The organism is Trinickia dabaoshanensis (assembly GCF_002879885.1).
Taxonomy (GTDB): domain Bacteria; phylum Pseudomonadota; class Gammaproteobacteria; order Burkholderiales; family Burkholderiaceae; genus Trinickia; species Trinickia dabaoshanensis.
Genome location: NZ_PNYA01000004.1, coordinates 172055 through 190093, shown reverse-complemented (window position 1 = coordinate 190093; position 18039 = coordinate 172055). Strand labels below are relative to the sequence as shown.

Here is an 18039-nt window from a genome sequence, read left to right as displayed (position 1 = left end):
ACCCGGTTCACTCATTCGAACGTCGCCCAGAGCTTGGATCACAGCGGTGCCGCCGCGCGCGGCACGGGCGCCGACACGGCAGCCCATGCAACTGCTTTCGCGACCCGCGGCGCCGCAGCGAGGAGAGCCTGACATGGGAGCGCGTATTCCGAATTCCGGCCATGGGCCGCGCGCGGCTTACGGCGCGCCGGTCAGCGAGATCAACGTCACGCAGCTCGTCGACGTCATGCTGGTGCTGCTGATCGTGTTCATGGTGGCGGCGCCGTTGATGGCATCGGGCGTCCAAGTCGATTTGCCGACGGGCAACGCAAAGCCGTTGAACGAAGAAGACCCGCCGATCGCGGTGAGCCGCGATGCGCATGGCCAGGTATGACTCGTGATGTGTTGCTGTTGCTCGAGCCGGGTTTTACCGATCCCGCGTATCTCGGCGAACGTTTCATCTGCCCTCATGCCGCACCGATCGAAGCGCAGTCTAGCGCTGTTGGTGGAACGTCACGGTTTTCCGAAGGTGCATTGAGCGAGTGGGGCCGGGCGCAAGCGGCTAGCTGTCGCGCCGTTCGCGCCGTTCTCCGTTCCCGCCAGACTGATCGCTCCGTATATTTTGCCGGTCTGCTTAAGGAAATCCTGACGATCGATTCATCCTTTTCGGTCGATATCCCGCGATGCTCGCGCATTAGAATTCAGCGTACGGCGGCGTGATGCCGCGATCGGCAACTGGAGAGCCGAAGCCGCGAGAAATGGGTAGCCGATGACATTGACACGAAAAGAGCAGTCGGAGGAGGGAGTCGGAACGCATGACGACCCCGACAACGCCGACGAACTCAGAGCCGCGATCGTCGAGCTGTGCGGAGCGCATAGCAATGCCATCGTGCAGCACGGTACCTGGATGCTGGTTGCCGGAGAGCTGCTCAATTCGATCGTCTCTCACCTGCCGGCGCAGACACGCGCCGATATCGCCAGTACGTTCCGCGGGAGAATCGAGCGATTGCTCGCGCTCGGCGACGACGATGGCTTCTCGTCCACCTATACGACGGAGCTCGTGAAAGAAGTCAATCGATACCTGAAAGTCCTCGAGCCGAGCGCTCCGTCTTGAGCCTCGAACGACACTTCGACGAATCCCCTGTAGCGCCGGCGTTTTCCACGCTGTCATGCGCGTTGGTGCTCTTGAGGCCGTCGATCGACGGCCTTTTTTTTCGTGCGCCGGTCGTGGAAATGTCAGGATCTATTTCGATGCTTTGGATCATGCGGGCACGCGTGCGATCGCGCGGTTCGAGCTCATGGCGTCGATGGCTGTTCGTGTTGCTGGCCGCATTCTCGTGCTGGCATGCGGCGCCTGTTCGGGCGCAACGGTTCGATATCGTGTATCCGCGTGTCACGGAGTTCGACGATCCGCGGGCGGCTTTCGCCAAAGCCGTCCTCGATCTAGCGATGCGCGAGATCCACGCCGATTACACGATTCGCGCGTCCAAGGACGTGATGGAACGCGAGCGAGCGTTGACTGAATTGGCCGAAGGCCGAACGATCGATCTGCATTGGTCGAGCATGTCGCGGATCGACGAGGCCAAGCTGCGCGCGATTCGTATTCCGATTCATCGCGGGCTGATCGGTTTTCGCGTGCTGCTCATTCGCAAAGACCGCCAGACCGAGTTCGATCGTATCGATACGCTCGAGCAGTTGAAAGCATTGATCGGCGGCCAGGGGATCGGATGGGTCGACACCGAAATCTTGCGCAGCGCGGGCTTGCACATTGAAACGGCGCCCTACGACGCGTTGTTTCGGATGCTCGAAGCGGGACACATCGACTATTACCCGCGCGGTGTGATCGAAGCATACAGCGAGCTGCGAGCGCGGCATCAGGCGAATCCGGATCTGGCCGTGGAGACTCACCTTTTGCTGGCCTATCGGTCCGATTTCATTTTTTATACGAGCAAACGCGACACTCGGCTCGCGAACGCCATCGAGGGAGGACTGCGCAAAGCGTACGCCGATGGTTCGTATATTCAGCTATTTCGGTCACACCCTTATATCCGCGCGGCGCTCGATGGCGCGGACTTGGCCCATCGCAAGGTCATCTGGATCGACAATCCGTGGTTGTCCAAACAGGATCGCGAAATACCCGCCGAGTATTGGATGAACGTTCAAGCACCGCGTAACGCGGCAAGGCGATAGGGTCGTGCGAGTCGCCATTGTGCCGATTTGTTTGCGCAGCCTGATCGATCGCCTACGCGGCAGCGTCGTCTTGCGGCTCTTTGCCGCGATTTTCGCGTTCAGTTGCGTCGTCACGATCCTGCTCGCCGCGGTACAACTTTATCGCGAGTATCGGCAGGGCGTGGATCTCGTGCAAACGCGCCTAGCGGACGTCGAGCGCAGCTATCGCGACAGCGTTGGAGAGGCGCTTTGGCGGCTCGATCGTCCGCAGTTGCAATCGGAACTGGACGACATGCTGAGGCTTCGAGACATCCGTTCGGTGCGCGTGAGCGCGACCGGCCGCGAGCCGTTCGTCGTTTCCGCTGGTCTGTCGACGCCCGGACGCTCTATCGTGTCGCGCGATTTCCCGGTCGTGCGACGCGTGCAGGGCACCGACAGAGTGATCGGCACGTTGCACGTCGTAGCGACGCTGGACGATCTATTCGGAGCCGTGGCAAGAACGGCGGTCCTGATTATCGTCGGCCAGGCGACGAACACGTTCTTGATTGCGGTATTCATCACGGTGTTGTTGAACCGGTTAATCACCCGGCATCTCGGTGCCGTGGCACGGGCCGTGGATACCTACGACTATCGCGATCCGCCAATACCGCTCGCGCTCGATCGCAATCCTAGCGTGGCGCCCGATGAATTCGATCGACTGGTGTCCGCGTTCAACGAAATGAGCGTCCGGGCCCATCGCGCCTATCAGGAGGAGCGCGACGCCGCGGCGGAGCGCGAGGCGCGAATCGAGGCGGAAACGGCAAATCGGGCCAAGAGCGCCTTTCTCGCCAGCATGAGTCATGAGCTGCGCACCCCGCTGAACGGGATACTCGGATATGCGCAACTGCTTCAGCGTGACGCTTCACTGCGGGCGACGCATCGTGACGCCGTGGCGGTGATTCAGCGCTGTGGCGAGCAGTTGCTCGCGCTGATTCGCGACGTGCTCGATTTTGCGACCGTGGAAGCCGGCCGGATGCGCGTCGAGATCAGCGATGTCATGGTGTCGGCAACGGTGGGGACGATGGGCGAAGTCATTGCGATGAAGGCGGCGGAGAAGGGGCTGGCATTCGTTCCTCGGATTTCGCCCGATGCGCCGGTAGCGGTGCGGGCCGATGAATGCCGGCTGCGGCAGGTGCTTCTCAATTTGTTGACCAACGCCGTTAAGTTCACGGCGCAGGGCAGCGTAATGTTGCGCGTTAGCCGAGCGGCATCCGGTGATGTGCGTTTCGAGGTGATCGACACCGGCATCGGGATCGCCGAGGACTTTCTCGAGCGAATATTCTTACCCTACGAGCAAGCACGATCCGCGCTCTGCGGTGAAGGCGGGATCGGCCTGGGGCTCGCGATCAGCCGTCAGTTCGTACGGGCCATGGGGGGCGATATCGTTGCCGAAAGCGAAGTCGGCAAGGGGAGTGTGTTCAGCTTCGAATTGCCGGCGGCCCAACGCGCGAGCGCAGACGCGTGCTTACGACGATACGAAGGGCACGTAACGGGCTATGCCGGGCCGCGGCATAAGGTGCTCGTCGTGGACGACGCACCCCTGAATCGGACGGTCATCGGGGACTTGCTGGGGCCACTCGGTTTCGACGTCGTCACGGCCGGCTCGGCGTGCGATGCGCTGGCGGCACTGGCCCGGGAGCCCATATCGATCGTGCTGACCGACGTCGTGATGCCCGGTATGGACGGTTTGGAGTTCATTCGCCGCCTGCGCGCGCGGCCCGAGGGCGTCGACGTTCCGATCGTCGCGTTGTCGGCAAGCGCATCCCAAGCGGACGTCGATAAAGCGCTGCAGGCCGGCGCCAATGCATTTCTTTCGAAGCCGATCGATTTCACACGGCTACAGGCCGAGATTTCATCGTTGGTGGGGCTCACGTGGATCTACGGGCCGGAGCGGGACGAGCCCGAACCGTGTCTCGATCGGATTTCGACGTTGACGCTGCGTGTTCCGCCCGAAGCGCGAATGCGTGAGCTTTATCTTCTTGCGCGCATGGGGGACATGCGGGGCGTAAGGGACTGGGCGGACAAGGTCGCGCAGGAGGACCAGGACTGCGCGGCGTTCGCCTCGACGTTGCACGCGTTGGCTCGCGCATATCAATCGAAGGCGTTGCTTGCGTTCGTCGAACGGCACCTCGAGCCGATGCCGTGAATTCGTCGGCGTGTCCGATATTTCGTTTCATCGCGGGGCAATACGAAGCCGCTTGCGGACAATCGTTACGTTGGTGAACAAAACTGCAAATGGGAGGACCTTCCGGTGATTTTCGAGAACAACGAACAGTCAGATGCATGGGATTCGCCGGACGAAGCGTTCAATGTGTCCGTGCCGATTTCGATGGTCCGGCATCCGTCCGGGGATATCGATATCGTCGTCATCGACTTGATGCAGCAAGACGAAGGCGGGTGTTTCGCCGAGCGCCGAATCCGCTTCAGCGCGCAAGCGGCCGTCCAGCTTTTCGATGCGATTGGCGGCGCCGTCCAAAACACGCACGTCTTGTTCGGGGACGAACGGCCCGATACGGCGACGCTGCATTGACGCGTGAGTTCGAATACTCGGCTCTCAGCTCAGATCGAATGTCGTCGTCAATGTGACGGTACGGCCCGGCAGTACGGGAATGGCGACCGCGTGCATCGACGCGCCGTACAGGCGCCGGTCGAACACGTTCTTCACGCCCAGTTGCGCGGACCAGTGCGCGGCCCGATAGAAGACGGTCGCATCGACGCGAGCGTCACCGGGCAGCGAAAATCCGGGCATATCCGTCGGCGCGCGCGAGTGGCAGAAGATGCCGCCGCCCACGCTCCAGCCGCGCGCCGGATCATGGCTGAACGCATAGGTGCTCCATAGGCTCGCGCTGCGCGCCGGGACGGCCGGCGCGCCCGTATCGCCACCGTCGGCATTGGCGCTCGCCACGGTGACGGCGCCGATCACGTTCCAGCCCGGCAGCGCTTGCCCTTGGACATCGAACTCGAACCCGCGGCTGTGCTGACCCGGTGCTTGCGCTGCAAAGAGCGGATTCGCCGGATCGGGGCCGATCGAAAAGTCGTTGCGTAGACGGTAGACGGCTGCTGTCGCGTAGAGCTTATCGTCGAGCAGATTGAATTTCACGCCCGTCTCGATCTGTTCGCTGCGCATCGGCGGTAAACCGGAGCCGTTCGACGTCTGGTTACCCAGCGATTGGTCGAACCCGTGCAGCCAGTTGGCGTAGAACGTCGCGGACGACGTCAGCCGGTAGCTGACGCCGAGATTCGGCGTCCAGGCGTTGTTGTGCTGACTGAACTGATTGAGCTGATCGGAGAACAGTACGTTCGTGTGCCGCATCGAGGCCAGCACGCGAAGCCGCGATCCGAATGCCAGTTGCGCTTGCACATAGGTGCTCCACTGCTTCGAATCGTAAGAAGAGAACGGCATGAGAGGGCCGCCCGGTACGGTTTGCAGCGGCTGCGGCGTATAGAGGTTCTGCAGCGAAAAGTTATCGGGCGCTTGATCGTTGGCATACCCGAACCGCCAGAAATCCAAGCCGGCGAGCAGCGTACCGGACACCCCGCCTAGCTTGAACTTGCGTACCACTTCGCTCGCCACCGTAGCCTCGTGCTGGACCGTGCGGGCATCGATCGCGTCGAGTCCCACGTCGCCGCCGGCGTCGAAAACGGCCAACGGCAGATCCCAAAACGTAGTGGTCTCGTAGCGCAACAGCCGCGCGCGCGCCCGTACGCTCCAACCATCGCCGAACGAGTGCTCGGTGAGCAGGTGAACCTCGGTCATTTCATTGGAGATGTAATCGCTCGGCGCGCTGACCGGTGTCAGCGGCGTATCGGGCAGCGGATTGCCGTCGGGGCCGCCGACCGTATACGGCAGGATAGGCAAACGATTGCGGTAATGCTCGACGCCGAGCGTGATATCGGTTGCCGAATCGCGATAGCGCAGCGAAGGCGCCAGATAGAACTCGCGTTTGCCGTCGTAGCCGCCATAGTTGCGGCTGTCCAACTCGCCGGCCGCTAGGAAGCGGTAGCCCACATGAGACGCGTCGCCCAAGGTGCCGGCGAGGTCGACGCTTGCCCGGCGCTGGCCGTTCGAGTCGATCTGCGTCGTGAGCGTGCGTTGTGCCGTGAACTCGGGCTTCTTGGTGACGAGATTGACGATGCCGCCCGCGGGCACGCCTCCCGCGATCAACGTGACGGGCCCTTTGATCACTTCGACGCGCTCAATGCCCTCCAACGGCGGATAGGCGCTCGCTTCGTAGAGCATGCCGTCGGCCAGCAGAGATGTGGTTTGAAAGCCGCGCACCTTGACGTCGTAGTCCGAGCTGTTGAAGCCATAGAACGGCGTGGCACCGCTCACATTGGCGAGCGCGTCGGCAACGGTTGCGGCTTGCTGAGTGGTGATGACTTCCTGACTGACGGCCCCGACGGACTGGGGCACATCCGAGAGCGCCATGTCGGTACGCGTGGCTGCCGACGAGCGCGCGACGACGAAGCTGTGCCTAGCCGCATCATCGTCGTCGGCGCGGGCCCGTACATCGATTTTCGGCAGTACATGGTCCGGCGCCGATATGGTGCCTGGCTCGCCTGCCGTGTCGGCACGGCGCAGCGTGAGCGTACCGCCCGCGACCTCGATTAATTCGAGGTGGCTACCCGTCAGCGCGTTGGCGAGCGCCTCTTTCGCCGTCATCGTGCCGTCCACCGAGGGAGCCGAGAGGCCGCGCGTCAGTGACGCGTCGAACGAAAGTACGACGTGCCCGAGCTTCGCGATCTGCAGCAGCACCTTATCGAGCTGGCCGCCCGCCACGTGAAATTCGATAGGGGGTGCACCCGCAGCCCAAGTATGCGGCGCCGCAGTCGAACACCCCATGGCTATCGCAAGCCATGACCAACGTGCGCGCGTGACGCGCCCCATTCCCGCCATTGCATTGATCTCGACTAAAGCACTGTCGACTCGACCGCTTACGTTAGAGCGATGCAAATCCGAGCGCCGTTACTGTTCGGAAAAAAACGCGCTCGATGTCTGCGCGCCGGTTTCGGATGAACGGCCAAAATAGCGATTTATTGAGGTTCGCGGGTGTCAGAAGGCGCTGATTGTCGCGTCAGGGTTTTCTGACGCGCGTGGCTTCAAACGAGTACGGCGTGTGCCGCCGTCGACACGAACGGCGCGCGCGCGCAAGCGCGCTCGAAGCGTGCATGAGCGAGTTCCCGGCTCGACGAGACTTCGAGCCGGTAGCCGACCGAATAGACGGTGCGCAACGTGACGCCATGCTCGGCCCCGAGCGCGAGTTTCGTACGCAGCTTATAGATGTGCTGCGCGATGGTGCGATCGACGCACTCGGTCTCGCTGCCCCAGATCGATTTCGCCACCATCGCTCGCGTCAGGCTGACACCGGCGTTGCTGAAGAAGAGCCAGGCGGTGGCGAACTCGCGCGGCGTCAGTTGGATCTCCTTGCCGCGAAGCTCGACGACGCAGTACGCCTTATGGAGCGTATAGGGTCCGACGCACAGCGTAGGCGGGTCGCGGTCCACGGGGCGCGCGTTGCCCAGTACCGCACGCGTCGCGCGAACATAGAATTCGTTCGCATTGAACTGCAGCGAGAGGATGTCGGTTGCGCCCGCCTCGTACCATTGAAAGAGCGTGGCCGGATCGGCGAACGAGCCGACCACGAGCAACGGCGTGTCCTGCCTCGAATGGCACTGGCGCCAAGTGACGACCGCGCTCGAGGCCGCATCGGTGGCGCGCGCGTCGATCACAGTCAGATCGTAGACCTTGCGGCGCAACGTGCGCAGCATATCGATTTCGTCGGCAAATGCTTCGCCGCTTGCGCGGCACAGCACGAGACTTTCTTCGATGCGTCGCGCCAAGCCGGCGTCTTTGGTAAGGATGACGAAATTCACGATGATCCCTTCGGTGCAATTGGCTTGAAAACTGTGTCCGCCCTTATCCGCCCTTATGGCTGCGTGAGCTTGAAATCGATCGACTGGACGACGCTCACCGGCACGGCCTCCCCCCGCTCGATGTATGGCTCGCAGGCGGCACCGCGTACTGCGTCGAGCGCGGCCGCATCGAGCTCGGCAAAGCCGGTGCCTTGCTCGATGCTCGCGGCCGTCGGGCGTCCGTCGGTATCGAGTGTCATGCGCACCGTGACCGTGCCTTCCTCCTCGAGCCGGCGCGCTCGGGCCGGATACGACGGCGCCGGAATCCGGCAGACCACCTCATCGGATCGCTTCGTCGCGGGCCGGGCACTGAACCTCGCCGCTTCCGCCGAGGTTGGCGCTTTGGCCGTGCTGGCCGCCGACGCCGCTGCGCTCGGCGTGCTCGCGGCGCCGGCCGTCGAGGCAGCCGGTTCGGCTACCACCATTTTTCGCGGCGCAACTGTGTGTGCCGGCGCCGCAATGGCCTCGGTCGGCGCCGGCTTGCGCGAAATCGCACGAGGTTGGGAGGACGATTCGCGCGGATTGATCGATGCATGGGATGGGGGACCGGCCGGCGACGGCCGTTCGACCGGCGACGGTGCGGCGAGCAAAGTGACTTCGAGCGGCCCGGACGGCGCGACGGCATGAGCTTCGCGCAGACCCGATACGCCCGAGCGCGCGGCGCGCATGTGGGCGGCAAACAGCGCGAGATGCGCCAAGACGACGAATAGCACGACGCCGGCCGCCCGCGCGTTCGCGCTGGGCTCGGCCGGAGGACGCTGCATCGCTAAGGGGCGGACCTTACTCGTCATCTCTCTCGTTCGCTTCGTTGGCGCGCGTTTGCGACCCAGCATTCGCGCTTTCAAACGGTATGTGCGACGAGCGGGCGAAAGTGACGTAATTCCGGCGAATTTTTTTCCCACGGCCGGCTATTTTTTGGCTGGTGCAACGAGTACAACGGAATTCAGGCGCGCTCGACTAGCACGAGATATCCCGCGTAGCGGCTGATCTGAAGGGGCAAAGTATGGGCAAGCGCATCGAGCGCGCGCACCGGCTGATCGAGCGGGAGCACACCCGTGACGGGGAGCGATGCCGCATCGTCTGCCACACGGATCACCCCTGGGAAATAGGGACGCAGGCGCTCTATGACGGCGCCGAGCGGCATTTCGTCGACTTGCAACTGGCCCGAAGCCCACGAGGTTTCGAAGGCCGCGCTTTCGCGCAGAGGCTCGATCCGCTGCAAGCCGGCCCGCGCAGTACGGCCCGGCGCAAGCGTCATGGCATCGCCGCCGGCCACGGAGATTTGCAGCGGTGCGTCGAGCGCGGCGACGTGCAGCCATTGCCCTTCCGTGCGCGCCGAGAATGAGCCCGCATGCGCGCGCACGCGCCGGTTGCCGTTGCGAACCACGAACGGACGGGCGTCGCGATCCGTCACTCTGACGAACGCCGCCCCGGTGCGCAACACCAGCCCGCGTGCCTCGGTGCGATAGGCGAGGTCGACCGCGCTGCGCGCGCCCAGCGTGACGGTGGAACCATCGGCCAGCACCGTCTCCTTGCGCTCGCCGGTGTTCGTGTGCAGATCCGCTCTCCACTGGCCGATCGGCGTCAGCCGATCGACGAGCGCGCCGGTGCCGACCGCAATCGCCCCGAACGAAAGCACGCCGCGCACGAGCTTGCGGCGCGAGGGCGCCGCAAGCAGCGCGTCGCCGGCGGCGCGGCGCGGTACGCCGGCCGCACTGGGCGGTAGCAGGGCACCGAGCGATGCCTCCACGTGGGCCAGCGCCTTCGCATGAGCGGGATCGGCCTTGCGCCATGCCTCGAAGTGCTGACGATCGCGTTCCGTGGCGTCGCCCGAACGCAGCAGCACCATCCAGCGAATCGCGGCGCTGATGGCTTGCTCGGTCTCGTTGGCGGCTGTGCTTAATGCCGTGGCTCGGGACATATCGTCGATTACTGGAGTGAAGCCCGACAACAAGCGTGTATCGCTTGGGCGAGATAGTCGCGCACGGTCCGTTTCGACACGCCGAGCCGCTCGGCGATTTCGGCGTGCGTCATATCGTGGAACTGACTGTAGATGAACGCGTTGCGGGCCTTTGCGGAAAGGCCCGACAAGGTGCGATCGACTGCATGAAGGATCTCGATGACGATGGCCCGTTCCTCTTCCGAAGGCGCCACGCCTTCAGGCCGTGCGGCGAGAGCGGCCAAATAGGCACGTTCGAGGTCACGCCGACGCCAGAAATCATAGACGAGCCGATGCGCGATCGTCGTCAGCATTGCGCGCGGTTCACGCACACCTGCCCGATCGGGCAGTTCGATCCACTGGACGAAGGTCTCGGAGGCGATGTCTTCGGCGGTAAACGCACAGCCGAGCTTCGACCGCAGGCGGTTGATCAGCCACCGGTATTCATTGCGGAAGATCGATTCGATCGGCGCGAGATTGCGGCTGGCAATGGCGTTGGGCATACGGCAACTCCGTGCGTGCTTTATCCGGCTTCCTTCCGTTTAACGTCGACGCCGCGGCGGATGAGGCGGTCGGAAGCTCCGATACCCACGCAGAGTACGGGACGGAAAAAGTCCTATCAATCAGGGAAATGGAGGGGGCAGACGGCGACCGGACGCAGGAGTTTAATCGAAATGTATGTCAATAGTATGACAATGCGGGGGCGCGGCGAGGTGAACGAACGACCCGCCGCGCCCGCGTGCGGTGCTCGTCGTCGGCTCGCACGGGGAGTGAACGATGAGTCGTTTCGCTGTCCGCCCACTGGTTTCGCGCCGTCAAGGCAGCGGCCGCCGCCCCGGTTGATACCCTGCGACCCGTTGTGCCCGATTGGGGGCCGAACACAGCCCGCGCAAGGAGCGATTCCCTCATGCCATTGCGGTTGACCTCCACCGCTCGTCCAGCCAATGCCGATTCAGGCTCGACAGCCGCAACACCCCCGGCCGAGGCGCGAGGCGCGCGTAGCACGGCCGATGCGGGCAGCGCGCAGGGCGGCTTCATACAAGGTCTCAAGCAACTAGGGCGTGCCCCTGTTGCGAAGGCCGTCTCCAAAGGCGTGGAGTGGCTGCGCGGCCCCTCGTTGGATCTACGCGGCCACGACCCCGCGGCGATACAGGACCGCGCTCCGCGAAGCGCTCGCTTTCTCGCCAAGGTGAAGACCGTGCGGCTTCCGGAAGGAACGACCTCGGCCCCGCATTGGATGGCGGACCTGCCAAAGCTGAAAAGCGTCGACGCGAGCGGATTCGCGGGAGAAAAGCTGACGTTGCGCGCGCCGAAGCTGGCGAAGGTCAAGGTGCCGCCGGCGACCCAGGTGGAGAACCGAACGAACGCAAGCAAAAAAACGCTGGTCAAGCATGTCGTCGCGGGCGAGACGGTCGGCACGAGCACGGCTACCGGCCAAGTCTACCTATCCAGGGGTAAGACGCGAAGTTCCGATAGCCTCAACGGGGAGGTTGCGTTCCCGGGCCGTCGTGGCGAATTGATCTGGTGCCGGCATATCGCGGTTCGAGAGATCTTGGACGCGCAGCGATTCGACGCGCGGAAAGAGCATGGCGTGCCGGCGATGGGAAGGACGCTCCGACAGCTCCTGGACGCGGAAAGATCCGACGCCGAGAACGCGCATCGGGATGTGCCGACGAGACCCGTGCGACGGGCGGATGTCCGTCACGGTTTGATGGGCACCCGCTCCAGAATGAGCCGGCACATCGACGCATCGATCGAAACGAGGTACCACGAGATCAAGCAATGCAGCACCGAGAACGCTCTGCTGAGCCATGAGAAGTGGGGCGAATTGATCGCGGATAGATTCGCGCGAATGCCGAAGCCTGGGCGGGTGAGCCTTTTGTTGGAGACGAACAAGCACGCCATGGCGATGTTTCTTTCGGCAAAGCGAGTAAAAGGTCGACCGCCGGGCGCGAACGCCATGGAATACGTGGTTGGTTTTTTCGACCCGAATAGCATGTCGGAGCATGTTCGCGTAAAGGAGACGGATTACACGAAATTCGCCTCGCTCGGCATGAAGGATTTCATCCGGGACGCCGACACGCGGGCGTACTACTACGGGGCCGATCGGGAATTCAGAACCGGCGGCCCGGTGACGAGTGTCGCCGAGATACCGAACGACGCATTTCTGAAGCAGCCGAGCGAACCGCTATACACGCCCGGGGGCCATCGATCGGTCAACGTCTACCTGGCGGACAAGGATCTCTCGCACGCGATCAATCGGAAGTATCTCGGGGCAATGGGCATGCCGGCGCACACTGCGCTCGTCGAGGCCGCCAAGGCGCAGCCGCGCGATCGGCGGGCCGCCTATCTACAGAGCATGCGTCCGGCTTTCGGGCATTTCGATTTCGAAGATGCGGTCAAGGACCTCGAACGTGGCGGCGATCTGGACAGCGACAGTGCGCGCCGGTTGCTCGCGGACCTCGAAGACGGCATGTCGAACTTGGAGTAGCCGAGTCACCCGTTATTTCCACGTTGGCCACGCGATTTCGCCGAGCGGCGCGCATAGGCCGGGGACGCAGCCTCAAACTTCGAGTATCGATTCTTTCGCCCGTGGATTCGCCTTCGATCATGAGACCCATCGCCCCCACCCGCCCGGAAACTCCGGTATCGAACCCGGCTTTGCCGCCCGAAGCGCGACCGCTCGAGCCTTCGCCCGCGTCATCGGCGGATCAACCTTCCAGAGGAGCGCAAGCGTTGCCTCTCGCGGCCAGAGGGACTACGTCGCCCGGTGCGCCAAGACCCCGCGTGGCGATCGCGGAAATGACGAGCGCCCGGGCGACTGCTCACGACTCGGCCGTCAAGGAAGTCGTCGCTGCCATCGATAAGGGGAACGCGCCGCGCCTGCGGCAACTGTTGAGCATGCTGCCGCGGTTGCTGAAGGAACGCACGGCCGCGGGACATACGTTGTTGACTCACGCTGTATCCACCGGCAATCGAGACGCTGTACACGTCATCTTGCAAGTAGCCGGCTTGTCGCAGGCGTTGGCTGCGCAACCCGGTACGGATGACGATACCCACTTTCGCGACATCGTCAATCTGCCCGACGCGCAAGGACGCACGGCGCTCGCGCATGCCGCCCTACAGGGCGACGACGGGATCGCGAAGCTGTTCTTGGGCCTTCACGCCGCGCCGGTGTCCGGCGTCAAGGCGCCTCTCGTCGACGTCAACCTGCCTGACCTGCACGGCCTGACGCCCCTCAATCTTGCGCTGAGGAACATGAACGGCAAGCGAGCGCGCGGGGCGGAACAGGTGGCCCTCGCCATCCTCGAGCGCGACGACGCGTTGCCCGATCTTGCCCCCGGCGGCGAGCGAACCCCAATGCAGCTCGCCATCGAACGAGCCAGCCCCTCGATCGTGAAAGCGATCGCGCTGCATCCCAATGCGGATCCGAATAGGCTCGATGCCAAGGGAAGAACGCCGTTGTGGCAGGTACTCGAAAAGTGGGCGGACGCCGTGAACTACCACGGGCGATCATCGCATTGGGAATCGATGCTCAATGAGCTCGTCGCGAACCCGCGGGTCGATCCGCAGGCTCGCCACCCGAATGGACGAACGCCGCTGACGCATATCGTTCGGCTCGAGCCGCAGGCAGGGGCGTTGGCTCACCCCGTTATCGTAGACCTGCACGTCCAATGGTTGAACTCGACGTTGACGGGTGTATTGCATGCCGCCCGCGGCCGAGATGACTTCGATTTGCGCGCGGCCGACGCTCATCGGCATAATGCATTCGGCATTCTCGAGGGGATGGTCCGCGTGATGCCGCGCTATCGGCAGTTGCTCGATCTGCTGCGCGCGGAGGAACCCCGGCGCGGCGTCATCGGCGCACTGAAAGAACTGGATCAGAGGTGCGCTGCGTTGGGCACCGCCAAGGAAGCCACCCCCGAGCAGAAAGCGAGGGCACGCAGCTACATCGGTCGAATCGACGAAGCTCGCGCGGCGGCGTTGAACCGGGACTTGCCGAAGGCGAAGGGCATCGCGCAGGAGATCCTCGAATCCGTCGACGACGACGTCGGCTTCTTCGATGACGGCAGAAGCGACACCGCGCCCATCCGGCTTCTCGATGGAGACCATGAATCGATTTCGCGGCAAATGATGCAGATCGTGCGGATAGCGGAGTTGCTCGAGGAGGCGGCAGCGGCTGGGGCGAGCAGCAGCGGCAGCGCGGGCGGTTAGCGCACTTTATTGGGTGTCGACGTGAGGAAAGCGGATGCGGGTCATAGCGGGTCCGCGCCGCCGCTATGCTCAATACGGCGAGACCCACGGATGCAGATGGCTGATGCGTGCTCCGGTTCCCCGCTCCCATTGGATCGAGTATTGGCTCGTGTTCGTTCTCATTTCGACGATGCCGCTCGCGCTCTTGCGCACGCCGACACCGATCGCGCGGCCGTGATTGCAAAGGGCATCGACGCGCCCGCCGGCATAGCCGCTCGCAATCCGTTCAAGCTCGCCTTCGCTACGTGCGAGCAATGCTGAATTGGGCTTCGACAGTTCGTGATTGGCGATATCGGCGATTGCGCGCAACAACCCGGCGCGCGACGAAAACGTCCCGGTGCGCGACACCGTACCCCCCGGCCTGTTGAGGCGCGCTCGCATCTGCTCGGGACTCTGCCCGAAATGAACGTCGATCGCACGGACGAGCGCTGCCGGCGAGATGATGCGGTGCAAATCGGGGCTACGGATCGCCGTGTTCCATCGCGCTTCGAGCTCACCTTCGATGCGCTCCGCTTCGCCGCCGCGCGCGCCACGCTGTTTCGTTTCCTCATGGCGCGAAGCTCGGAGATCGCCGAGCCGGTTCTGATGTTCAGCCAATTCGCCGTCGATCGCTTCGAGCTCGTCGGCCGCCGACATGTGACGCGCACTGAGGCTCGCGTAATGCTCGAACTCGCTTTTGTGCTGTGCCGCGTATTGCGGAATCTCACCCTGCAGGCGAAGGATCCGCGTTTCGAGCTGTTCGAGATGGGTGCCCGTTCGGCTCGTGCTCGGCGTGTCCGGCGCGGCACGCGTTCGTGGCGGTTGCGCGGCGGGACGGCCAAGCGCCTTTCGTTCAGCCGCGAGTGCCGAGATCTTTGCACCATAGTAGCCATCGAGGTGAGGCGCAACTCGTTGCGCCATCTCTTCTCGTAGCGCGTCGTCGACCTCCAGGCTTTTGACGAGATGCTTTTCAAGCGCGCCGACCATCGCGGCGAACGCGTCGTGGTGCCGATCCAGTCTTGCCGACAAATCGCCGAGCCTCGCTGCGGCCACTTCGATTTCAGGCTTGCTGAGCACCTGATCGCCGAACCGAGTGATCGAGGCGTCTCGGCGCAGCGCGCTGTGCATCTGCACGGCCGCTCGTTCGATCTCCTCGAATATGCGACGCGTCGTGACTTGCGGCGGCGATTGCCCAAGCCAACGCTTTACGCTGTTGATCCGACCGCGCAACTTGCCTCGGTGCGCGTCCCGATTCGACTCGCGCAAGCTGAGCCCGAGATCATAGGCGAGCATCCGCTCGATGTTGGCGCCCACGCCCTCGAGCCCGGTCCCCGAAGCCGCCCGTATGAACGCCCGCGCAGCCTCGAGCGGATCGCCGCGGTGCGCCGCGATGCGTTCGAACGCCGTCGTCAGGCTTGCTTGAAACTCCCGATCGCGAGGAGGACGCGCCGAGCGGCGTGATGATCGGGAGTCTCCGCGCAACCACTGAGCGGTCTTCTCCTGCAAATCCTCACTCACGTCACCGACCGTTTCGAGCGGGCTGAATTCGCCGGCCTGCCTCAGTGCCGCTCGCCCTGCCATCGTCTTCGCTTCGTTTGCCGCGGCCTCTCGGCTCGCCGACAGCGATTCGATCTGCCGCGAGAGCTGTCTCATCCGACCGTGGTTGACGTTGGCGCTGGCGATAAGAGCGTCCGTGCTTGGAGGTGGCTTCTTAGCGGACACCGCCGGCTCCGGTGCAAGCGCGGCGTCATACTCGCGCTGCAATTGCTCGAGCCGCTGCTCTTTGCCGGCCAGTGTTGCGTTCAACTGCTCGACCGCCTCGCGCGCCTCTTCGCATTTGGCGCCAAGCTCTTGAAGTTTGCCGTTTGCCAGCTCGCGACTTGCGCGCAGCCGTCGTATCGCCTGCGTCAACTCGGCTTCCGACAGTGGGTGCGCCGCCTGCGCATTGGGCGCGGGCGGCGCTTTGAGCACGGCAAGCTGCGCTTCCAAACGGCCGATCGTATCCGCGAGCGCGACGACGGCTTTCACGTCGTCGCCTCGACTCAGAAGGGCTGTCGGCACATCGATCATGGCTGCCCGCGGCGCGCGGCTGGCGCTCGCTGGGCCCCGCATGGACGGTCCGGCGCCGCCCGTGGTCGAAGTGCGCGGCGCGAGATCGCGCAATGGGCCTGGGCTGGTTTCACGGGTACTGCGTTCGCGCTCGGACTCGGTGGATCCCGCGGACGAAGCGGATGAAGCGGACGCGCCCGCGCTGTGTGCCGGTACAGGCTGCTGTGTGCCGATTGGCCGAACCATATACATCCTTGCCATAGGGCCGGCGAAGCGACAACCCGGTCGCCGGCCCGTGATCGTGGAGAGGCGGAATGCGCTTACTTCACGCCCACGCCGCCATACGAGAGGTAATGGCTGAACAGCCGCGCAAACTGCCCGCCGTCGGTATTGATCGACGTCGAATACGTGCCGCCGCCGCTGAAGACGATCGCGAACGTACTGATGCCGCCATACTCCCATGGGTACTTCAGCATGTAGTCGGCGTGATCGTCGCGGTAGTGTCCCGGCGTACCGCCCGGCGTGTCGGACGCTACGCCCAACGGCGTTTGCCACCACAGCATCGGCAGTCCGTTGCCCAACGCGGCGCGGTACGTCGTGTATTGGTCCTGCTCCTGATGGAAGTTGGGCGTGTTGATGTTGTTTTCATCGCGATAGAACGGACCGATGCGGCCCATGCATTCTGCGATCGTCGCCAATTCCAGGCAGCCGGCATCGCGGTCGCTGGTTTGGGCCACGATGAAATCGGCACGGTCGGCGCCGACCGCCTGCATTTCCTTGGCGATCACGTCGGGCGGGCCGTTCCAGAACGCGGGCGGAAAGCCGATCAGCGCTTTAGGCGCGTGCCACCGGGCCATCGACACGAGGCACATGCCGATGCCCGCAGCGTTATTGGGCATCCAGCTGCATTCGGGCTGGTTGTTCACGACCGCGGGCATTTGCGTCACGTCATGATTGGGCGCCTGCGCATAGATGTAGCCCCAGAAGTCGGGCTCCAGATTGACTAGCACCGGCATATTGAGTCCGTTGATGCGGTCGTACATCGTCCGCACCTGCGACCAGTAGGCGTTCATGAACGTCTGGTCGTTGATGCCGCTCAGATTGCCGTCGCCTTTGGCGGCCATCTGGTACAGCGTAAACATCGGCGTCGCCCCGTTGGCACGGTCGTTTTGGGCGGTGTAGGTGATGTAAGCGCCATCGGTATTCCAGTAAGGCCACGAGCCCGAGCCGACACCGACGAGATAGGTGTCGATGATGTCCGGGCGAATCCCCTGGGCTTTCATATCATCGATCGATTGGCCGGCACCGAGGCCGATCTGCAGGCGCGGCACGACGCCCATCTTCTGCAAAATCGCCGTCGCGGGATTGCTGGTCTGGTCGTGATTGACCGCGGCTTGGCTCGCGCCCGATGGGACCGCAGCCGCCTTGGTGCTGGTGCCGGAGGCGGCATCGCCGCTGCTGCCGCCGCAGCCGAACAGCGCGAGTGAAATCAAAGCTGCCGCAACATACCGAGGGGCGACGCCGCGGATGTCGTTATTACGGGAATCGGCAGCGCAGCGCGCGCCGGGCGCGATGCCCGCTTCACTTTCCTTTTTCATTGTTCCCACCTCTTCGAATCAATCTGATTTTAGGATGCGGCAGCGTGCGCTCGCGCTTTGAAAATTTTTGCGAAACACTCGTGTTGGTTGAATATCGGCGTATTCGATTTATCGCAAATT

General features: G+C 63.6%; 15 protein-coding genes. 8 read left to right on the top strand and 7 right to left on the bottom strand.

The window, feature by feature from the left end:
• Positions 1 to 133: 133 nt before the first annotated feature.
• The 6 genes from C0Z18_RS06110 to C0Z18_RS06085 all read left to right on the top strand — a co-directional run bounded on the left by C0Z18_RS06110 (position 134) and on the right by C0Z18_RS06085 (position 4717).
• Positions 134 to 373 carry a biopolymer transporter ExbD gene (locus tag C0Z18_RS06110; RefSeq protein WP_233217162.1) on the top strand — a complete coding sequence of 80 codons (240 nt, stop codon included), beginning with the start codon at positions 134 to 136 and terminating at the stop codon, positions 371 to 373.
• Positions 370 to 699, top strand: a complete 330-nt coding sequence (locus tag C0Z18_RS33415) for a DUF3088 family protein (protein ID WP_102644490.1) — start codon at positions 370 to 372, stop codon at positions 697 to 699. The genes C0Z18_RS06110 and C0Z18_RS33415 overlap by 4 nt, the downstream gene beginning before the upstream one ends.
• Before the next feature lie 49 nt (positions 700 to 748).
• A complete protein-coding gene (locus tag C0Z18_RS06100; protein ID WP_102644489.1) occupies positions 749 to 1093 on the top strand; it encodes a hypothetical protein in 345 nt (114 codons plus the stop codon).
• A gap of 137 nt (positions 1094 to 1230) precedes the next feature.
• A complete protein-coding gene (locus C0Z18_RS06095; protein WP_146013951.1) occupies positions 1231 to 2169 on the top strand; it encodes a substrate-binding periplasmic protein in 939 nt (312 codons plus the stop codon).
• Positions 2170 to 2173: 4 nt separating this feature from the next.
• The gene (locus C0Z18_RS06090; protein ID WP_233217150.1) at positions 2174 to 4333 is read left to right on the top strand and encodes an ATP-binding protein; all 2160 of its coding nucleotides are present in this window, start codon (positions 2174 to 2176) and stop codon (positions 4331 to 4333) included.
• Between the two features lie 105 nt (positions 4334 to 4438).
• A complete protein-coding gene (locus C0Z18_RS06085) occupies positions 4439 to 4717 on the top strand; it encodes a hypothetical protein (protein WP_102644487.1) in 279 nt (92 codons plus the stop codon).
• A 24-nt stretch (positions 4718 to 4741) separates the two neighbouring features.
• Here the strand turns inward: C0Z18_RS06085 and C0Z18_RS06080 are convergent, their stop codons facing one another.
• The 5 genes from C0Z18_RS06080 to C0Z18_RS06060 form a co-directional block, all read right to left on the bottom strand.
• Positions 4742 to 7030, bottom strand: a complete 2289-nt coding sequence (locus C0Z18_RS06080) for a TonB-dependent siderophore receptor (protein WP_158244206.1) — start codon at positions 7028 to 7030, stop codon at positions 4742 to 4744.
• 257 nt (positions 7031 to 7287) lie between these two features.
• Positions 7288 to 8061, bottom strand: coding sequence for a response regulator transcription factor (locus tag C0Z18_RS06075; protein ID WP_102644485.1), 774 nt, complete (start codon positions 8059 to 8061; stop codon positions 7288 to 7290).
• Between the two features lie 53 nt (positions 8062 to 8114).
• Entirely contained in the window at positions 8115 to 8891 is a 777-nt protein-coding gene (locus C0Z18_RS06070; protein WP_158244205.1) for an energy transducer TonB, read from the bottom strand.
• A gap of 152 nt (positions 8892 to 9043) precedes the next feature.
• Entirely contained in the window at positions 9044 to 10021 is a 978-nt protein-coding gene (locus C0Z18_RS06065; protein ID WP_102644483.1) for a FecR family protein, read from the bottom strand.
• An 8-nt stretch (positions 10022 to 10029) separates the two neighbouring features.
• On the bottom strand, positions 10030 to 10542 hold the full coding sequence (locus C0Z18_RS06060) for a sigma-70 family RNA polymerase sigma factor (RefSeq protein ID WP_102644482.1): 513 nt from the start codon (positions 10540 to 10542) through the stop codon (positions 10030 to 10032).
• Positions 10543 to 10946: 404 nt separating this feature from the next.
• Between C0Z18_RS06060 and C0Z18_RS06055 the strand changes: the two genes are divergently transcribed.
• A complete protein-coding gene (locus C0Z18_RS06055) occupies positions 10947 to 12530 on the top strand; it encodes a ShET2/EspL2 family type III secretion system effector toxin (protein WP_102644481.1) in 1584 nt (527 codons plus the stop codon).
• Positions 12531 to 12841: 311 nt separating this feature from the next.
• Complete coding sequence (locus tag C0Z18_RS06050; protein ID WP_146013950.1) at positions 12842 to 14254, top strand: hypothetical protein; 1413 nt, start codon at positions 12842 to 12844, stop codon at positions 14252 to 14254.
• A 69-nt stretch (positions 14255 to 14323) separates the two neighbouring features.
• On the opposite strand, the gene C0Z18_RS06045 is transcribed toward C0Z18_RS06050, so the two are convergent.
• Both C0Z18_RS06045 and C0Z18_RS06040 read right to left on the bottom strand, forming a co-directional pair.
• The gene (locus tag C0Z18_RS06045; RefSeq protein WP_146013949.1) at positions 14324 to 16300 is read right to left on the bottom strand and encodes a hypothetical protein; all 1977 of its coding nucleotides are present in this window, start codon (positions 16298 to 16300) and stop codon (positions 14324 to 14326) included.
• A gap of 341 nt (positions 16301 to 16641) precedes the next feature.
• Entirely contained in the window at positions 16642 to 17919 is a 1278-nt protein-coding gene (locus tag C0Z18_RS06040; protein WP_102644478.1) for a hypothetical protein, read from the bottom strand.
• Positions 17920 to 18039: the final 120 nt, after the last annotated feature.

Bases quoted from the DNA above. Each gene is read 5' to 3' on its own strand.
- C0Z18_RS06065 (WP_102644483.1), bottom strand. From the start codon at position 10,021: ATGTCCCGAGCCACGGCATTAAGCACAGCCGCCAACGAGACCGAGCAA.
- C0Z18_RS06110 (WP_233217162.1), top strand. From the start codon at position 134: ATGGGAGCGCGTATTCCGAATTCCGGCCATGGGCCGCGCGCGGCTTAC.
- C0Z18_RS06080 (WP_158244206.1), bottom strand. From the start codon at position 7,030: ATGGGGTGTTCGACTGCGGCGCCGCATACTTGGGCTGCGGGTGCACCC.
- C0Z18_RS06055 (WP_102644481.1), top strand. From the start codon at position 10,947: ATGCCATTGCGGTTGACCTCCACCGCTCGTCCAGCCAATGCCGATTCA.
- C0Z18_RS33415 (WP_102644490.1), top strand. From the start codon at position 370: ATGACTCGTGATGTGTTGCTGTTGCTCGAGCCGGGTTTTACCGATCCC.
- C0Z18_RS06070 (WP_158244205.1), bottom strand. From the start codon at position 8,891: ATGACGAGTAAGGTCCGCCCCTTAGCGATGCAGCGTCCTCCGGCCGAG.
- C0Z18_RS06095 (WP_146013951.1), top strand. From the start codon at position 1,231: ATGCTTTGGATCATGCGGGCACGCGTGCGATCGCGCGGTTCGAGCTCA.
- C0Z18_RS06100 (WP_102644489.1), top strand. From the start codon at position 749: ATGACATTGACACGAAAAGAGCAGTCGGAGGAGGGAGTCGGAACGCAT.
- C0Z18_RS06040 (WP_102644478.1), bottom strand. From the start codon at position 17,919: ATGAAAAAGGAAAGTGAAGCGGGCATCGCGCCCGGCGCGCGCTGCGCT.
- C0Z18_RS06050 (WP_146013950.1), top strand. From the start codon at position 12,842: ATGACGAGCGCCCGGGCGACTGCTCACGACTCGGCCGTCAAGGAAGTC.
- C0Z18_RS06060 (WP_102644482.1), bottom strand. From the start codon at position 10,542: ATGCCCAACGCCATTGCCAGCCGCAATCTCGCGCCGATCGAATCGATC.